The sequence below is a fragment of the Arthrobacter sp. B0316-1-20 genome, from assembly GCF_059091865.1.
In genome coordinates this window covers 98,347-115,615 of record NZ_JBNHHC010000006.1, presented here as the reverse complement: position 1 = coordinate 115,615, position 17,269 = coordinate 98,347, and the positions used below count along the sequence as shown (strand labels likewise).

Annotated in this window: 13 protein-coding genes and 1 riboswitch; of the genes, 3 read left to right on the top strand and 10 right to left on the bottom strand. The window is 69.5% G+C overall.

Features of this window, described 5'->3' with window-relative positions; genetic code table 11:
• Nucleotides 1-46 precede the first annotated feature (46 nt).
• Nucleotides 47-1,393 carry an NAD(P)/FAD-dependent oxidoreductase gene (locus AC5RW2_RS11895; protein WP_494073962.1) on the bottom strand — a complete coding sequence of 449 codons (1,347 nt, stop codon included), beginning with the start codon at nucleotides 1,391-1,393 and terminating at the stop codon, nucleotides 47-49.
• A gap of 257 nt (nucleotides 1,394-1,650) precedes the next feature.
• Here AC5RW2_RS11895 and AC5RW2_RS11890 point away from each other — a divergent pair, with 257 nt between their 5' ends.
• Entirely contained in the window at nucleotides 1,651-2,301 is a 651-nt protein-coding gene (locus AC5RW2_RS11890; protein WP_494073961.1) for a hypothetical protein, read from the top strand.
• On the opposite strand, the gene AC5RW2_RS11885 is transcribed toward AC5RW2_RS11890, so the two are convergent.
• The 7 genes from AC5RW2_RS11885 to AC5RW2_RS11855 form a co-directional block, all read right to left on the bottom strand.
• A complete protein-coding gene (locus AC5RW2_RS11885; RefSeq protein WP_494073960.1) occupies nucleotides 2,298-3,725 on the bottom strand; it encodes an L-serine ammonia-lyase in 1,428 nt (475 codons plus the stop codon). The genes AC5RW2_RS11890 and AC5RW2_RS11885 overlap by 4 nt on opposite strands.
• A gap of 87 nt (nucleotides 3,726-3,812) precedes the next feature.
• Nucleotides 3,813-4,964 (bottom strand): glycine cleavage system aminomethyltransferase GcvT, encoded by a 1,152-nt coding sequence (gcvT, locus tag AC5RW2_RS11880; RefSeq protein ID WP_494012942.1) that lies wholly within the window; start codon nucleotides 4,962-4,964, stop codon nucleotides 3,813-3,815.
• 15 nt (nucleotides 4,965-4,979) lie between these two features.
• Nucleotides 4,980-7,859 carry an aminomethyl-transferring glycine dehydrogenase gene (gcvP, locus tag AC5RW2_RS11875; RefSeq protein ID WP_494012943.1) on the bottom strand — a complete coding sequence of 960 codons (2,880 nt, stop codon included), beginning with the start codon at nucleotides 7,857-7,859 and terminating at the stop codon, nucleotides 4,980-4,982.
• A 171-nt stretch (nucleotides 7,860-8,030) separates the two neighbouring features.
• Nucleotides 8,031-8,130, bottom strand: a riboswitch (glycine riboswitch).
• A 125-nt stretch (nucleotides 8,131-8,255) separates the two neighbouring features.
• Nucleotides 8,256-8,768 (bottom strand): mycothiol transferase, encoded by a 513-nt coding sequence (locus AC5RW2_RS11870; protein ID WP_494012944.1) that lies wholly within the window; start codon nucleotides 8,766-8,768, stop codon nucleotides 8,256-8,258.
• 131 nt (nucleotides 8,769-8,899) lie between these two features.
• Nucleotides 8,900-9,949, bottom strand: a complete 1,050-nt coding sequence (locus AC5RW2_RS11865; RefSeq protein ID WP_494073959.1) for a S66 family peptidase — start codon at nucleotides 9,947-9,949, stop codon at nucleotides 8,900-8,902.
• A 36-nt stretch (nucleotides 9,950-9,985) separates the two neighbouring features.
• Nucleotides 9,986-11,491, bottom strand: a complete 1,506-nt coding sequence (locus AC5RW2_RS11860; RefSeq protein WP_494012945.1) for an MFS transporter — start codon at nucleotides 11,489-11,491, stop codon at nucleotides 9,986-9,988.
• Nucleotides 11,492-11,588: 97 nt separating this feature from the next.
• Nucleotides 11,589-12,236 carry a GntR family transcriptional regulator gene (locus AC5RW2_RS11855; RefSeq protein ID WP_494012946.1) on the bottom strand — a complete coding sequence of 216 codons (648 nt, stop codon included), beginning with the start codon at nucleotides 12,234-12,236 and terminating at the stop codon, nucleotides 11,589-11,591.
• Between the two features lie 147 nt (nucleotides 12,237-12,383).
• Here AC5RW2_RS11855 and AC5RW2_RS11850 point away from each other — a divergent pair, with 147 nt between their 5' ends.
• Nucleotides 12,384-12,620, top strand: coding sequence for a hypothetical protein (locus tag AC5RW2_RS11850; RefSeq protein ID WP_494000776.1), 237 nt, complete (start codon nucleotides 12,384-12,386; stop codon nucleotides 12,618-12,620).
• 98 nt (nucleotides 12,621-12,718) lie between these two features.
• Nucleotides 12,719-14,608: a glycogen debranching N-terminal domain-containing protein gene (locus tag AC5RW2_RS11845; RefSeq protein ID WP_494073958.1), complete on the top strand. Its 1,890-nt coding sequence runs from the start codon at nucleotides 12,719-12,721 to the stop codon at nucleotides 14,606-14,608.
• 41 nt (nucleotides 14,609-14,649) lie between these two features.
• On the opposite strand, the gene AC5RW2_RS11840 is transcribed toward AC5RW2_RS11845, so the two are convergent.
• Nucleotides 14,650-15,807: a baeRF2 domain-containing protein gene (locus tag AC5RW2_RS11840; protein WP_494012948.1), complete on the bottom strand. Its 1,158-nt coding sequence runs from the start codon at nucleotides 15,805-15,807 to the stop codon at nucleotides 14,650-14,652.
• Between the two features lie 166 nt (nucleotides 15,808-15,973).
• Nucleotides 15,974-17,158 (bottom strand): TerC family protein, encoded by a 1,185-nt coding sequence (locus AC5RW2_RS11835; protein WP_494000779.1) that lies wholly within the window; start codon nucleotides 17,156-17,158, stop codon nucleotides 15,974-15,976.
• Nucleotides 17,159-17,269: the final 111 nt, after the last annotated feature.

The window sequence follows — 17,269 nt, the reverse complement described above, 5'->3', positions numbered from 1 at the left end:
CCGGGCCCTTCCTGCGGCCTGCCGGCCCGCCTGCTTGCCCGGGGGCCTACATCCGGCCCTTCTGCGTGCCGGCGTGCGCCTCCACGAAGGCGCGGCGCGGGTGCTGGGTCGCGCCCATCGATGTGATGTCCCGGCCGCCGAACACCAGCGGGCTCCAGCCTGCCAGCAGGCGCCACTTATGGATCCAGGTGGGCAGCGCCAAGGCGTGGTAGCCCATGGCGGCGTACCAGGCGGGCTTGCCCTTTAGCTCGTAGCCGAAGATCTTCGCGGCGCCCCGGCCGACGCCGTAGGTCGCGACCGTGCCCAGCGATTTGTGCCGGTACTCGGCCGGCGGCCGGCCTTGCACGGCGTTGACCACGTTTTGGGCGAGCAGCTTGGCCTGGCGGACCGCATGCTGGGCGTTCGGCGGGCAGTAGGCCGGCTGCTTCTCCGCTTCCAGATCGGGTACCTGGGCGCAGTCGCCGGCGGCCCATGCGCCGTGCACTACCTGGCCGGCATCGTCGATGACCTGCAGCCGGGCGTTGGCGTTAACGTGTCCCTTCGGGCCGCGCGGCACGTTTGTGTCGTCCAGCACGGGATTGGGCTTCATGCCGGCCGTCCAGATGATGAGACCGGCCGGAATGCGCTCGCCGGTACTGAGCTCGGCCACCGAATCCTCGCAGGACGGCATGGTGGTGTTCAGCCGCACATCGATGCCGCGCTGGCGCAGCTGGCCCAGGGTCCACTCCGAGAGATTCGGTCCGACCTCGGGGGCAACCCGGTCCAGCGCCTCGACCAGCACCCAGCGCAGCTGCGAACGGTCCAGCTCCGGATGCGCGTCCACGGCGAGCTTGGACAGGTCGCTCAACTCGGTCAGGGCCTCGACGCCGGTATACCCTCCGCCGACCACCACGAACGTGAGTGCCCTGGCCCGTTCCTCCGGGTCGCTCGTGCCGGCGGCCAGGGCCACGTTGTCGAGCACCTTGTCACGGCAGTAAACGGCCTCTTCCACGGTCTTGAACCCGATGCCGTGCTGCTCCAGCCCAGGCGTGGGGAAGGTCCTGGTGACCGCACCGACGGCGAAGACCACATGGTCGTAGGCCACCGAAAATTGGTCGCCGCCGAGCTCGAGCAGCCGGGCGTTCTTCGCCTGGACGTCCAGCGATACCAGCTTGCCGCGGACGATGTCCACCTTCTTCAGCGCGCTGCGGAGGTTAACCGTGACGATCCGCGGTTCGATTTCTCCGCCGCCCACCTCCGGCAGCAGCGGCTGGTACGTCATGTAGGAGTTGGGCTCAACCACCGTGATCCGTGCCGACGACGGTCCCAGCCGCTTGCGGATTCCCCAGGCAGTGTAGAGGCCGACGTAGCCGCCGCCCAGGATGAGTATGTGGGGCGTCGCTGAATTGGTCATGGTCCAGGTTTCCTCCCTGTTTGTCGACAGTGATTCGGTGGTCCTGGTGCATCCTTCGCCGGCAGGTGCGGGGCCGGCCTGCGGCCAGACTAGCACCGCCCCAGACGCAGCTGAACCCTCGGTCGGGCCCCGCTTCCGGCAGGGCCGCATTCGCCGGCCCGCTCCCCCCGGCGTGCCCTGCGCGCCGGGCGCACGCGGCTGCCTACAATGTGCTCAGGTGCCCCTATTCGTGGGGCTGTCGTTGGGGAGTAGGAAGCGTGGAGGCGGCTAAGCACACCGTGCGCGGGCGGTCGCTCCGCACCTACCGCCGGGCCCGCGCCACGCTCTGCGGCGTCATGGTTTTCTGGCTCTGGCTGCTGCTGGGAGCCGCGGCCTTCGTGACCGGCCTGTTTGATTCCCCCGCCAAGGTTTTCCTGGCCATGTATGCCGGCGCCGTTGCCGTGTTGGTCTCCATCCCGGTCGCCTTGCTCGCGGCCATCCTGATGGTGCTCAACCGGCCCGAGGCGGGTGGCCGGCGCCGGGCTGTCGAACGGCTTTCGGCCGCGGCACGCGCCGCCGGCCCGGCGATCTCCGCCCTGCCATGGGCGGAGGCCGCGGGTCGTGCCAAGGAGCTGGGCGGCAAGATTGCTCCCGCTTCGCGCAGGATTGGCGCTGCCGCCAAGTCCGGTACGGGGCGGCTGCGCGCCGGTGCCGGACAGTGGCGCGGCGTCGCGGGCCACCGGCCGGGGACATCGCGTGCGCCGCAGCCCGCACCTACCCGGCCGCAGCCCGCCGAACGCCCGTCCGCCGACCTGCTGGGTGCCCGAAAGCCGGTCGTCCCGCGCCGGCCGCCGATGCCGCCGCGGCGTCCCGCGGGCCCGCCGGCCGTGCGCCCGTCAGGACAGGACCTGGAGGACGTGGCCTCCTAGCACTCCACGACGTTGACGGCGAGGCCGCCGGTGGCGGTTTCCTTGTACTTGTCGCTCATGTCGCGGCCGGTCTCGCGCATCGTGATGATGACCTCGTCCAGCGACACCCGGTGCGTGCCGTCCCCCATCAGCGCCATCTTGGCCGCGTTCACGGCCTTGGCGGCACCGATGGCGTTCCGTTCGATGCACGGGATCTGCACCAGCCCGCCGATCGGATCGCAGGTGAGCCCCAGGTTGTGCTCCATCGCGATTTCGGCCGCGTTTTCCACCTGGGCCGGAGTTCCGCCGAGGATTTCGGCCAGTCCCGCGGCAGCCATCGACGAGGCTGAGCCGACTTCGCCCTGGCAGCCGACCTCGGCGCCGGAGATGGAAGCCTGCTCCTTGTAGAGAACCCCGATGGCACCGGCGGTCAACAGGAACTTCACGACCACCTGCTCCTTGTCCTCGCGGCTGGCCTGTTCCATGCCGGGTGCGTAGTGCGTGGCGTAGAACAGCACGGCGGGGATGATGCCGGCGGCCCCGTTGGTGGGCGCGGTGACCACCCGCCCGCCCGAGGCGTTCTCCTCGTTCACCGCCAGCGCCACCAGGTTGACCCATTCCTGCCAGTACTTGTGGTCCCGGTCCGGGTCTTCCTTGCGCAGCCGCTCGTGCCAGGCGGGGGCCCGACGGCGGACGTTGAGTCCGCCGGGCAGCTCGCCCTCGCGGCGGATGGCCGAGTCCTTGCACTCCTCCATCACGTTGTAAATGTGCACGAGTCCGGCCTCGATCTCTTCCCGCGGGCGGGAGGCCTCCTCGTTGAGCATCATGATGTCGCTGATGGCCAGGCCGGTGCTGCGGCAGTGCTCCAGCAGCCCCGCCGCCGTGCGGAACGGATAGGGCAGCTGCTGTTTGGAGGACTCCAACTCCTCCCGGGCGGCTTCCTCCTCGCCGCCGCGGACAATGAAGCCGCCGCCCACGGAGAAGAAGGTGGCTTCGTGCAGAATCCGTGCCTCGCCGTCGTCGCTCGATTCCAGCACCTGGAACCTCATGCCGTTGGTGTGCCGGGGCAGCACGGTCAGCGGGTGCAGCACCATGTCCTGCACCCCGTAGTCCAGGGGCCGGGCGGCGGCGCCGGGCAGTTCCGCCCCCAGCCGCAGCCGGCCGGACGCGGCGATGTCTGCCAGCCGCTCCTCCACCTGGTCGGGCAGGATGTGCTCCGGTTCGAAGCCCTCCAGCCCCAGCAGCACGGCGGTGAACGTCCCGTGCCCGCGACCGGTGGCGGCGAGGGAGCCGTACAGGTCCACGCGCAGCCCGTTAACCTTGTCGAGCAGGCCGGCGTCGGCCACCTCCCGCACGAACGCGGAGGCGGCCCGCATCGGGCCGACCGTGTGCGAGCTGGAGGGACCGATGCCTACGGAGAAAAGGTCAAAAACGCCTACGGCCATGTCATCCCTTTCCTGTTTGAGTGGAGAGGTGCGGCGGCGCCGTCCCCGCGGCCGCGGGGACGGCGGCACCCTGAAAGCGGGTGAGGACTACTTCTCCCGCCGGTAGAACGGCAGCCCTACAACCTCGAACGGTTCGGGCTTGCCGCGCAGGTCGATGTCCACCCTGGTCCCGGGTTCGGCATACTCGGCGTCCACGTAGGCCAGAGCCACCGGATAGCCGAGGGTGGGGCTGGGCTGGCCGGAGGTGACCTCGCCGATGGTCCGGCCGTCTTTCAGCACCGGGTAGTGGGAGCGGCCGGCGCGCCGGCCAAGCCCCTTGAGTCCCACGAGCTTGCGGGCCGAGCCCTTCTCCTTCTGCGCCTCGAGGGCGCCGCGGCCCACGAAGTCGCCGTCCTTCTTCAGCGCCACCACGCCGCCCAGGCCGGCGTCGAACGGGCTGGTCTCGAGGGTGAGCTCGTTGCCGTACAGCGGCATGCCCGCCTCCAGCCGAAGCGAGTCGCGGCAGGCCAGCCCGGCCGGCAGCAGGTCGGCGCCCCGCCCGGCTTCCAGCAGGGCGTTCCAGAGCGCGGCCGCGTTGGTATTCGGGACGTAGATCTCGAAGCCGTCCTCGCCGGTGTACCCGGTCCGGGCCAGCAGCAGCTTCAGCGGCGCCCCGGACACCGTGAAGTCCACCTCGTCGGCGGCGTAGTACTTCATGTCCCGCACCGTGCCATGCTGGTTGGCGGGCACCAGCTGGAGCAGGATTTCCACGGACTTCGGTCCCTGCACTGCCACCAGCGAGGTCTCGGCCGTGGCGTCCTCCACCGTGGCGTCGAAACCTTCGACCCGTGCGGCGAGTTCCGCGGCAACCGTCGGGGCGTTGCCGGCATTGGGCACCACCAGGTAACGGTCCCCGTGCTGGTCGGCGGGACGCCGGTAGATGATCAGGTCATCGATGATGCCGCCGTCGGCGTTGCAGATCAGCGAATACTTGGCCCGGCCCTCGGTGACGGCGGAGAGCTTGCCGACGAGTGCGTAGTCCAGGAACTTCCCGGCCTCCGGGCCGGTGACCCAAACTTCGCCCATGTGGGAGAGGTCGAACAGGCCGGCGCTGTTGCGCACGGCGCGGTGCTCGGCCAGTTCGCTGCTGTACTTCAGCGGCATCATCCAGCCGCCGAAGTCGGTGAAGGAGGCACCCAGCCGCTCGTGTTCCTCGTAGAGCGCGGTGTGGCGGGGCATGGTGGTGGTCTCGGTAGTCATGCGGTGCTGACCTCTCTAGTTCTCGAAGGCTTCGGGCGGCGGGCAGCTGCAGATCAGGTTGCGGTCGCCGCCGGCGCCGTCGATCCGTCCCACCGGGGCGAAGTATTTGTCCACTTGCAGGCCCGGTACCGGGAAGGCGGCCTGCTCCCGGGTGTACGGCCGGTCCCAGTCGGAGCTGACCACGGCGGCGGCGGTGTGCGGGGCCAGGCGCAGCGGGCTGGCGTCGAGCGGGAAGTCGCCGGCGATCACCTGGTCGATTTCGCCCTTGATCGCGATCATCGCGTCGATAAACCGCTCAATCTCCGTCAGGTCCTCGGACTCGGTCGGCTCCACCATCAGGGTGCCGGCCACGGGGAAGGACAGGGTGGGCGCGTGGAAGCCGTAGTCGATCAGGCGCTTGGCCACGTCCTCGGCGGTCACCCCCGACTTGGCGGTGAGTTCGCGCAGGTCCAGGATGCACTCGTGCGCGACCAGCCCGTCGTTGCCGGTGTAGAGCACCGGGAAGTGCTCGTTCAGCCGGGCGGCGACGTAGTTCGCGGCCAGCAGGGCGCTCTTCGTTGCCTCGGTCAGGCCCTCGGCCCCCATCATGGCCACGTAGGCCCAGGAGATCGGCAGCACGCCGGCCGAGCCGTACTCGCTGGCCGAGACGGGCACGCCCTTGCCTTCGTGTTCGGCCAGCGCGGCGTTGCCCGGCAGGAACGGCACCAGGTGTTCGGCCACCGCTACCGGCCCGACGCCGGGGCCGCCGCCCCCGTGCGGGATGCAGAAGGTCTTGTGCAGGTTCAGGTGGGAGACGTCGCCGCCGAACTTGCCCGGCTGCGCGAGTCCTACCAGCGCGTTGAGGTTGGCCCCGTCGATGTACACCTGCCCGCCGGCGGCATGGACCGCCTCGCAGACGTCGCGCACGTCCGCGTCGTACACGCCGTGCGTTGACGGATAGGTGATCATGATGGCCGAAAGCGAGTCGGCGTTCTGGTCGATCTTCGCGCGCAGGTCGGCGTGGTCGATGGTGCCGTCCGGTGCCGTGGCGACCACGACAACCTTCATGCCGGCCAGCACGGCCGAGGCGGCGTTGGTGCCGTGCGCGGAGGCGGGGATCAGGCAGACGTCGCGCTGGTCGTCGCCGTTGGCCAAGTGGTAGCGGCGGATGGCGAGCAGGCCGGCGTATTCGCCCTGCGAACCGGCGTTGGGCTGGATGGAGACGCCGGCGTAGCCGGTGATCGCCGCGAGTCGTTCCTCCAGATCGGTGATCAGCTCGCGCCAGCCGGCGGTCTGGCTGGCCGGGGCGAACGGGTGGATGGACGCGAATTCCGGCCAGGTCATCGCCTCCATTTCCGCCGTCGCATTCAGCTTCATGGTGCACGAGCCCAGCGGGATCATGGTCCGGTCCAGGGCCAGGTCTCGGTCAGACAGCCGGCGCAGGTAGCGCAGCATCTGGGTCTCGGAGCGATGGCTGTGGAACACCGGATGGTCCAGGTAGGAGGAGCTGCGCAGCAGCTCCTCCGGCAGCTCGAAGCCGGCGTTCCCGGCCGTTTCGGCGGTCTTGCCGGCGGCGTCCTCCACGCCGAAGGCCTCCGCGACCAGGGCGAGGTGCTCCGCCGTCGTCGTTTCATCGGCGGAAATGCCGACGTGGTCGGCGTCGATGCGGCGCAGGTTCACGCCCTTGGCCTCGGCGGCGGCGGCGATCTCGGCGGCCTTGCCCGGAGCCTTCACCGTGAGGGTGTCGAAGAACCGGTCTGCCGCCAGCGCATACCCGGCGCCGGTGAGCACGCCTGCCAGCGTGCGGGCGGCCTCATTGGCGTGCTGCGCGATCGCCTTCAGGCCCTCGGGGCCGTGGTAGACGGCGTACATGCTGGCCACGACGGCCAGCAGTGCCTGCGCGGTGCAGATGTTGGAGGTGGCCTTCTCGCGGCGGATGTGCTGCTCGCGGGTCTGCAGCGCCAGGCGGTAGGCGGGGCGGCCGGCGTCGTCCTTCGAGACCCCCACCAGGCGGCCGGGCAAGGAACGCTCCAGCCCCTTGCGGACGGCCATGTAGGCGGCGTGCGGGCCGCCGAAGAAGAGCGGCACGCCAAAACGCTGGGTGTTGCCGACGGCGATGTCCGCGCCCTGCTCGCCCGGCGGCGTGATCAGGGTCAGCGCCAGCAGGTCGGCGGCCACGGTGACCAAGGCGCCGCGCTCCTTGGCCTGCGCGATGACCGGAGCCTGGTCAAACACCCGGCCGGAGGCTCCCGGCTGCTGCAGCACGATGCCCGAGATGTCGCCGTCCGGCAGGCCGGCGGAGAGGTCGGCAACCTCTACGTCGAAGTCCAGCGCCTCGGCCCGGCCCTTAACGACGGCGATGGTCTGCGGCAGCAGGTCCGCGTCCAGCACGGTCTTGCCGGCGGACTTGGACTTGTTGGACCGGCGCATCAACAGCACGGCTTCGGCCACTGCGGTGGCTTCGTCCAGCAGGGAGGCGTTGGCGATCGGCAGCGCGGTGAGGTCCTGGACCATGGTCTGGAAGTTCAGCAGCGCCTCCAGCCGGCCCTGCGAAATTTCCGGCTGGTACGGGGTGTAGGCGGTGTACCAGGCCGGGTCTTCCACCACGTTGCGGCGGATCACCGGCGGCGTGATGGTGTCGTAGTAGCCCTGGCCGATCATCTGCACGGCCGTCACGTTCTTCGCGGCGAGGGCGCGCAGGTCCCCCAGGACCTGGGACTCGCTGCGGGCGGCGGGCAGCGCCAGCGGTTCCTGCTGGCGGATGTCGGCGGGCACGGCCGCGTCCACCAGCTCGTCGATGCTGCCGTAGCCCAACTGCTTGAGCATGGTTTCCGCGTCGTTCCGGCGCGGACCGATGTGTCGGTCGGTGAAGGAGGCGCTGCCGGGCCGGGTAGCGCTGGTGGACTTAGCCGTCATGTGAGGAACTCCAGTTATCCCCGGCTGGGCTGACCATGCCGGTAGTGAAGGGTTCCTCCCCACTCTGTGACTGAACCTGAGAGATTCCGCAGGCTGTGGCCCAAGGGGCCGCCTCCTGCTTGCACCGTCGGTGAGCCGGTCCTGAACGGTCCGGCTGCTTTCCAGAGTTGCCTCTTCGCGGCGGTACAGGGGCCTGAGAGATTCCTGGGGAGGTATTGCTCCTACGGCGCCTGCTGACTGGTACCCAGCAGGACTCTCCCGCCGCATGTCGAAGGCTGTATGCAGTTGTACTGACTCCTTGAATGGTAGTCCAGCGGCTGGCGCGCAACAAGGCGGCGACGCCCGACGGCGCGGCTTGCGGCCGCCGCGGGGGCGCCGGAACCCGCGTGGCCGCCGCTAGGCATCGGTGCGCGAGAGCATGCCCTTCACGTAGGCGGCCTGTCCGACGTGCTCCAGGCAGTCGTCCAGGACGCTGACCAGCCGCACCCCCAGGCTGACGTGCGGGTCCCACCGGGTGTCCACGATCCGGTCCAGGTCATCCTCGCTCAGTCCGGCCAGATACTCCAGGGTGCCGGCATGGACGTCGTCGTAGTAGCCGCGCAGCAGGTCGGCCGATTCGACCCGGACGGCCGCCACCTGCTGCGACGTGTGGCCGTAGCCATGGTCCTTCCGGGGCAGCGGCAGGTCGAACCGCTCCGCCCAGCCGGTCAGCCAGTACTGGTCCGTGCCGGCGACATCGGCAATATGGTCGTCCTGGATGCGCGTCAGATGCCAGATAAGCCAGGCAATCGAGTTGCTGTCACCGCCGGGCCGGGCGGCCAGTTGTCCGGCGTCCAGCCCGTCCAGCACGGAGTGGACGCGCTCCTGGATCCTGCCGTAGGCATCTGCGAGCAGGTCGTTGAACTTCATGGCGCCTCCCGCCGGTCGACTGTGGCGCCAGCTTACCGGCCGGGGCCACGGCGAGGAATGCGTGCCTGCCCGCAGGCGCGGGGACGCTCACGCAGCCGCGCATCCGTCGCCCGGACCGCCTGCCTCAGCGGTCAACTGTAATCGGCCGTGATGGTTCGATCCCGGCCATTGAGCCGCATTGTCCCTCCGTAGGGCACGATCCATTGCGGACGGGTATGGCCGAACGGGACTCCGATGCAGACGACGGCCGGGTCGTTGTAGCGCTTTATCTCGGCGAGGACTGCATCGCGTTGCGCGGCGCGGAGCCGGGCACGCTCCTCCGCTGGCGGGACGGTACCGTGACTGCTCACCGGAGGCCGGGCGACGAGCACTCCTTCCACCGCCGAGAGGACGCCCCGTTCCCCCAATGCCCGGACCCATCTCTTGACCCACGCTGCCGGAGGCAACTCCTCACTGGTTTCAACAATCAGGATCGACCCCTCGAGGGCTCCCAGGGGCGGCAGCCGATCGGCCATGGCCAGCTGATCGATGACTTCCAGGCACCCGCCCCAGGTGCGGCCGGTCGCTTCCCGCTCGGGCCCCGCCCACGTCCACGGCTGCGTGGGTTCCCGTTCACCGAAGTTGACAAGGGCTTGTGGCGTCAGCCAGTCCGGCCCGAAGTCCTCGGACTCGCCTGGGTCAACAATCTCCAGCTCACCGCCCTTAAAGAGCGCTGCCTTCAGCGACGCGAGGTGCTGGTCGTCAATGTGCGGCCCGGCTCCGAGGTGCACCTGGGTCGAGCCCCCGTAGTAGCCTGCTATCCCGACCGACCACAGCCAGTTCAAGAGGTTCGTGTTGTCGCTGTAGCCCATGAAGATCTTGGGGTTCGCGGCGGCGAGACCGGCGTCCAGATGGGGAATGAGGGCTACCTGGTCGTCGCCGCCGATGGTCGCGAGGATGGCCCGGATGGCCGGGTCGGACAAAGCGGCGTGCAGGTCCGCGGCGCGTTCCGCGGCGGAAGCGCCAAGCTTCCGGGTCGTCGGGTATTCCACAGGGACCAGTCCCGTTTCGGCGCTGAGTCGACGCATCGCCTGCTCGTGGACATCCGGCGCGAACCCGGGGGCAGCAAAGGACGGGGAGAGAATCGCGACCCGGTCACCGGGCTCAAGCTTGGGCGGGGACACAAGGGCATGGCTCGGCATTTCCCCATCCAACCACGCGCTGTGCCTCAGCGGCCGCTATCCATCCCGGGCCGAATCCTCCAGATAGCGGGGCCGGCCCACGATGACCAGGCCCACCGCCAGGATGAGCAAGGCACCGCCCAGCAGGCCGAAGGAAGCACCCCAGCCGCCGCTGGCCTCGCGCAGCAGCCCGAACATCAGCGGGCCGGCGCAGGCGACCGTGTAGCCGATGCCTTGCGCGAACCCGGAGAGCAGCCCCGCGCCGGCCGTGGTGCGGGTCCTGAGGTTCACCAGCAGCAGGCCCAGCGCAAAGGTGCCCTGGCCGAGCCCCGCCAGGGTGATCCACAACCAGGTGCCGAACGAGGGTGACAGCAGCAGCCCGGCGTATCCGGCCGTGTAAAAGCCGATGAACAGCAGGCCCAGGCCCAGGGGATTGCGCAGCCGCCCCGCGATCAGCGGCACCAACAGACTGGTGGGCAGGCCCAGGATGGCGTAGTAGGCCAGCATGGTGCCCGCCGTCGGGGGCAGCATCCCGCTGTCCACCAGCAACGGCGGCAACCACGTGAACATGGCAAACGTGTTCGACAAGGTCCCGGCGAACACCAGGGCCAGGCCCCAGGCGACCGACGAGCGCCAGACGCGGACCGACGTCGTCCCGACGGAACCGGCCTCAGCTCCCGCTGCGGGCTCCGAGGCTTCCGCAACGGGCGGCCCGTCGGCTCCTGCGGGGCCGGCCGCAGGGCCGGGGACGGTCACCGCCCCGGGGCCGGCAGCGCCGGGGCCGGCCCCCGTACCGAGACTCACGGCAGGCCCGGAACCGGCCGGCTGCCGGGCGCTGCCCTCATCGGGCGGGAGGATGTCCAAGCCGCCGGGCCGGTAGGGCTGCAGCACCAGGCGCGCGGTGCGGCGGCGCCAATGTTCCGTCCACGCGGTCATCAGCCACGGCACGAGGGCGGCCGCGCTCACGGCCGCCCACACTCCGATCGAGAACCGCCAGCCGGCAGCCTGCTCAAGCGGCACGGCAAGCAGCGGGCTGAGCGCCGTACTGGCCGCCAGCAAGGTCACGTAAAGCGCGGTGATGAGGCCGATCCGGTCCGGGAAATAGCGCTTCACCAGCGGCGGCAGCAAAATGTTGCCGATCCCGTAGCCAACCATGGTGAGGCCGGACAGGACCAGGAACGCCGGCACGTCGGAGGCCAGCGCACGGCCCAGTTGGCCGACGGCGGCCATGCCCAGTGCCACGAGCAGCAGTGCTTCCATGCCGATCCGGCGCATCAGCAACGGAACTGCGAACCCGGCAGCGGCGAAGGCGGCGGTCGGCAGCATGCCCAGCACACCGGCGGAGGCCGTGCCGAACGGCAGATCCGCGGCAATATCCGCCAGCACCGGCGACACGCCGGAGACGGCCAGCCGCAGGCTGAGCGCCAGCAGCAGGACGCCGACGAGCACGGTCAGCCGGCCGGCAAACGGGGCAGGCCGCCGCGGGGCGGGGCTGGCACCCTGAGGCGGTGGGGAATCCGGGCTCGGTGGGGCGTCGGCGGTCAGTTGTGCGGGCGAGGGCAAGCGTGGTCCATGGGTCGAAAGGCCGGGCGGGCGGCCGGGATCAAAACCGGCCGGGAATCACTTTATCCCGTCGCGGCCCGGCTGCCCGGCAGGCGGGCTAGGAACCCTCCTGGCCCAGCCCTTCGGCGAGGATCCAGAATGTCTGGCGCAGCCGCTCCACCGCCGCCTCATGCTGGCCCCGCTGGAGGTACTGCACGGTCTCGCGCCAGCCGTCGGCCCAGAGAGGATAGGCGAGGGCGTGTTGGAACAAGTGCAACCGGGCCAGCGAACGGTCGAGGACGTGCATGTTCACGGCCCTCAGTTCCTGGTGATCCGCCGCCCCCAGGATGACGGTTACCAGGCTGCCGGCGGCGCGGTAGGCGCCCAGGATGTCCTCCCGGTCGGTCGCCGCCCGCAGGTCGTCCGCCATCGTGGCCATGGTGTCGATCTCCTGAGGCGACAGCCGCGGGGCTGCCCGCTCGAACAGCGCTACCAGCACCACGCCCATCACATCCAGGAGTTGGATGGCCTGCTGGGGACCGGGATTGGCGATCCGGTGTTCGTGCCCGGTGGCCTCGATCAGGCCTTCTTGCGTGAGATCGCCGACGGCGTCGCGCACCAAGGCTTCCTCCGTACCGATGCGGCCAGCGAGCCCGGCAACGGTCACTCTGGAGCCCGGCTCCAAACCGCCCGCCAGGATGTCCTCCCGCAGCCTGCGGACCGCTTCGTCGCGGTCCGCACCCCCGGGACCGCTGCCCCTCATCATGACCCCCCTGCCGCGTATGACCGACGTCACATACGAGTAATGTACGCGAAAAGGTAGATCGGGGTCACTGGTGCTGGCTACTCTGATGGGACCTGCGGCACAGCGTCGTGCGGCAGGTTCTAAACGTGCAGTCAGGACGTGCGCAGAATGAACGCCACCTATACCGCCACCGCAACCGCCAACAGCAAGAACCACCAAGACTGGGGGCGGGCGATGGCGGCCGCGTTGGTCGATCTGGTCCAGCAAAGCGAAAGCGGCCCTTCCGGGCCCCGGGAGCTCTACGGCGACGAGCTGCGCTTGGTGATCGAAGAGACGACGGACGGGGTCCTGATCCACCTGTCCTGGACACCCGGCGGGCGGGACGCCTCCGGCACCGTCGCCTGAATCCATCCGGCCGGTGTCCGGCCGGCCGGTGTCCAGCCTGCCGGTGTCCGGCCGGCCGAAGATTGTTCCCGCGCAGCCGATGCTGCCAAGATGATTCCATGGTCTACCGCCAGCCGTACCTGCACGATCTCACGGGAGTATTTGCCGCACCCGTCCAAGCCTGGAGCGAGCCCCACGGGCAGATCCGGGGTACCGGGGCCCAAGGGGTCTACTGCGGGGACGACCGGGTGCTGGCCCGGTGCCTGCTGGCGGTGAACGGGCAGGAACCGGAGTGGATTTCCACCCAGTCGCGCTCGGCCGGGCGCGCCGACTTCTTCTCCTTCATCCGGACCGCCGAGGACGGGGCCGATCCGCTGGTCACCCTGAACCGCTCGCGGGCGGCGGAAGGCGGCCGGCTGGCCGAGGCGCTGACGTTCACGTCGGCCCTCGAGGACGAGTTGGAACTCCAGGTCCGCGTCGATCTGGTGGCCGATGCCATTCCCTTGGAGCAGGTGCGCGCCGGGGCCGCGGGCGAGGCCGGCTCGGTGGCCCCCGGCGGCGCCATCTGGAGCTGGCGGGACAAGACACGCGCCGCGCTGACGGCCGAAGGCGCCCGGGTCAGCTTCGACGGCAGCTTGGTCCGGCTGGAGTGGACTGAACTGCTCAAGCCGGGCGCCGTCGTCGTCCTGTCCTGGAGCCTGGAGCTTGACGACGCCGAGGCTCCCCTGACCGGCGCGGGCGCGCCCCCGCTGCGCACGCCGTCGCTGGCCGGGGATCCCCGGCTGCAACGACTGATGAGCCGCTCCATGACCGACCTTAACAGCCTGCGGATGGCCGGGCGCCAAACCCCCGGCGACGTCTTCCTGGCCGCGGGGGCCCCATGGTTCCTGACGCTGTACGGCCGGGAGGCGCTGGTTGCCGCCAGGCTGCTGCTGCCGGTCGACGCCGCGGTAGCGGAAGGGACGCTGCGGGCAGTGGCAGCTTGGCAGGGCACAGCCGAGTCGGCGGAATCGGGCGAACAGCCCGGCCTGATGGTCCAGGAGGTGCGGCAGCGCCGCCTGTCGATGCCCGCGGACGCCGTGGTCCGGCAACTGCCCCCGGTCCTGTACGGGTCGCCCGACGCCACGCTGCTGTGGATCGTGCTGCTGCACGACGCCTGGCACTCGGGGATGCCGGAGGATGCCGTCCGGGACCTGCTGCCCCATTTGGAGGCCGCGCTGGACTGGCTGCGCATCGACGGCGACCCCGACGGCGACGGCTTCCTGGAGACGCCGGTTCCCGCCCTGCAGGGTCCGGGACACCAGGGGTCCGGCGACACGCGGGCCGCCTACCACTATCTGGACGGCAGGCCGGCCACCGGAACGGTCGCCTCGGCCGAACTCCAGGCCTACGCCTATGAGGCGGCCCGTGCCGCGGCCGTGCTGCTCGACTACTTCGGCGAAATGAACGCCGGCGCCGAGTGGCGCGACTACGCGTCGCGGCTGGCGGAGAACTTCCGCAGCCGGTTCTGGTGCGCCGACGACGCCGGCCCGTACCCGGCGATGGCACTCGACGAACGGAAGCAGCGGGTGGACGGGGTCGGGTCCGGCATGGGACACCTGCTGGGCACGGGGCTGCTGAACCCCGAGGAGACCCGGACGGTGGCCGCGCGGCTGATGGACCGGACCTTGTTCTCCGGCTACGGCGTCCGCACCCTGTCGACGGCAAACCCCGGGTTCTGGCCGACCCGCCGCCGCTCGGGGGCGGTCTGGACGCAGGAGACCGCGTGGATTGTGATGGGGCTGCTGCGCACCGGCTTCCAGGAACAGGCCGCACAGCTGGCGGCAGGACTGCTCGACGCGGCCGAGGGATTCGGCTACCGGTTGCCGGAACTCTTCAGCGGGCAGGCCGCGGTGGAGGTCCGGCCGGCGCTGCCGTATCCGTCCGCCTGCCGGCCGCACGCCGGGGCAGCCGCCGCCGCGGTGCCCGTGGCGCTGGCACTGGGCGGATTCAGCGCCTCGGCCGTCTAGCCGCCCGGCTGCCCGCTGGCCCGCTGGCCCGCCGAAGGACCTTAGCCGCGCGGCACGTCGGGGCCGGTGGGCCAGCGCAGCAGCGCCGCTATGCTTTTGCCTCCCGGCAGGGCTCCTTCGGGGACCATGGTCACCCGCGCGTCGGTCAGCGCCGCTGCCCGGACCAGCGCCGCAGGGGCAGGCACCTTGGCCAGCAGGTCGCCATTGACGGCTTGCTCCCCCGCCGTAGCGATCCACGGTTCGGCCGTCAGGGCATGCACGTTGTGATCGGCGAGGGCGTCGTCGTTCATGAGCAGCGTGCCGACCTGCGCCTGCTGCAGGGCCCGGACGCACTCGCCCAGGCCCGCCGTCCACTCCGGATGGGCCTGCCCGGTTTGGTTGGCCAAGCGGTCGAGGATGGCTTTGCGCTGTTCCGTCCACACATGGGCCACCCGGGCGGCTATTTCGGCACGGAGCGCGTCCTTGTCCGCGCCGCCTGTGCGGGTGTGCGACTCGATGGTGACTTCGATCGCCCGGCTGGCTTCGGAAAGCTGGTCGACCACCAGTTCCCGGGCCCGTATGTCGCCGGCCACAATCAGCAGCCGCGCCTTGCTGGCCTGCACCACGCGGTCGATCTCGGCGGCGATTTCATCGGCATTCTTGCGCCAGATTTCCTCGGTGCGGTGCTGATAGCGGCCCTGGGACCAGCCGCCGCCGGGAACCTTGGTCAGGTTCTCCCGCTCGCCCTCCACCGTCCTCGTTTCCACCACGCCGTTCCGGCGAGCGTACTGCAGATGGACCTCGCCGCCGTCCCGGCCGACTTCGGCCACCACGTACGGGAAGTCGTCGCCGCGGGCCTTTAACAGGGGCACCAGGTCCGGAATCGGGCCGGTGTGAACCACCTCCGGGCCGGACATTTCGCCCGGGAGCACCTCGTTGATTTCGGCCTCACCGCCGCGCACCAGGACGAAGCGGGAGACCGGGGACGGAACGCCGGTGGCCGGCGAAACGGCGTCGATCACGGCCTCGATGTCCGCTTTCGCGGCGCCCTGCTTCCCGAGCGATTCCCGCAGCCTGTCCGGCAGCACATCGCCTGCCCGCAGGGAGTCCACGGTCCCCGTGCTGGCGTCCACGTAGACCGTGATCCAGGGTCCCGGCTTCTTGTACAGCTCGGCGTACCTTTTGTTGGCTGCGTGGGTCGTGTTGACCTGCTCGGTCATGGTGATCACCTTCCCTGCTATTGGAACTGCGGGTTTTCTTGATCAGTAGACTCACGGTAGCACCGGACGTTTTGCCCTTGAAGGGGGCCGGTCCTGTCCCGACCGGCCCGGCGAATCAGTGCGCCGGGCCGGTCAGCCGACGTTTGTCCGACCGGCCCGGGCGGACTTAGCTCCGCTGGTATTCCGCGTGTTGGCGGTGGGCCTCGGCCACTTGTTCGCGGATGATGTCCACGTCCTTGGCCTTGTTGCGGTACTTCGGATCCATTTGCACGATCTGGCGCTCTTCTTCCACCAGCAGCCGGTAAATGCGTTCACGTTCTGCCGGGTCAGCGGTGTAGGAGAGATCCATGTAGTTGACCGCGTGCCGGCGTGCGTTGTTGATGGCGTTCTGTGCCTTGCCGGCCTTGCTCAGCAGCGAGGCGACGACGGTGACCACAAGGATGCCGATGATGACGGTGAGCGAAAGTCCGGTGGTGATCTCGACCACGGGAACCGGGTTGCCGTCATTGACGAAGGGCAGGTTGTTCTCGTGCAGTGCGTGCAGGATCAGCTTCACGCCGATGAAGGCCAGGATTGCTGCGAGGCCGTAGGACAGGTAGATCAGCCGGTCCAGCAGGCCGTCGATCAGGAAGTACAGCTGGCGCAGGCCCATCAGCGAGAATGCGGTGGCGGTGAAGACGATGAAGACGTTTTGCGTCAGGCCGAAGATCGCGGGAATGGAGTCGAGGGCGAACAGGATGTCCGTGCCGCCGATGGCCACCATGACCAGCAGCATCGGCGTCATCGCCTTCTTGCCGTCCTTGACGGTGAACAGCTTGTCGCCGTCGTAGTAATCCGTGGTGTGGAAGAAGCGCTTGGCCAGCCGGATGATGAAGTTGTCCGCCTCGCCGCCGTCGTGTCCGGGCTTGAGCAGGTTGCCCGCCGTGATGATCAGGATCAGGCCGAAGGCGTAGAACACCCAGGCGAACGTGTTGATCAGCGCCGCGCCCAGGAAGATGAACCCGGTGCGGGCGATCAGCGAGAACACAATGCCGAACAGCAACACTTTCTGCTGGTCTTCGCGCGGCACCTTGAAACTGGCGATGATGATGAGGAAGACAAACAGGTTGTCCACCGAGAGCGCCTTCTCGGTGATGTAGCCGGCGAAGTACTCGGAGCCCATGTCCACGCCGCCGTAGATCAGCACCAGGATTCCGAAGACGATGGCGATGCCCACGTACAAGGCGGACCAGATGGCCGCTTCCTTCAGCGAGGGCACGTGCGCCTTGCGGATGTGGAAGAAATAGTCGAAGGCGAGCAACGCGAGGATCACGGCGATCGTGATGCCCCAAATCAGGGGAGAAACGCTCATGGGTTTCCTTCCGTAAGCGGGTAGCGGTGAGCCCGCAAGTCTCTCCTCCGGCACGGCCGGCCACTGCAACCGGCCGGGCGTCGGCGCCCTACGTGTTGACGGCTGCAGCGC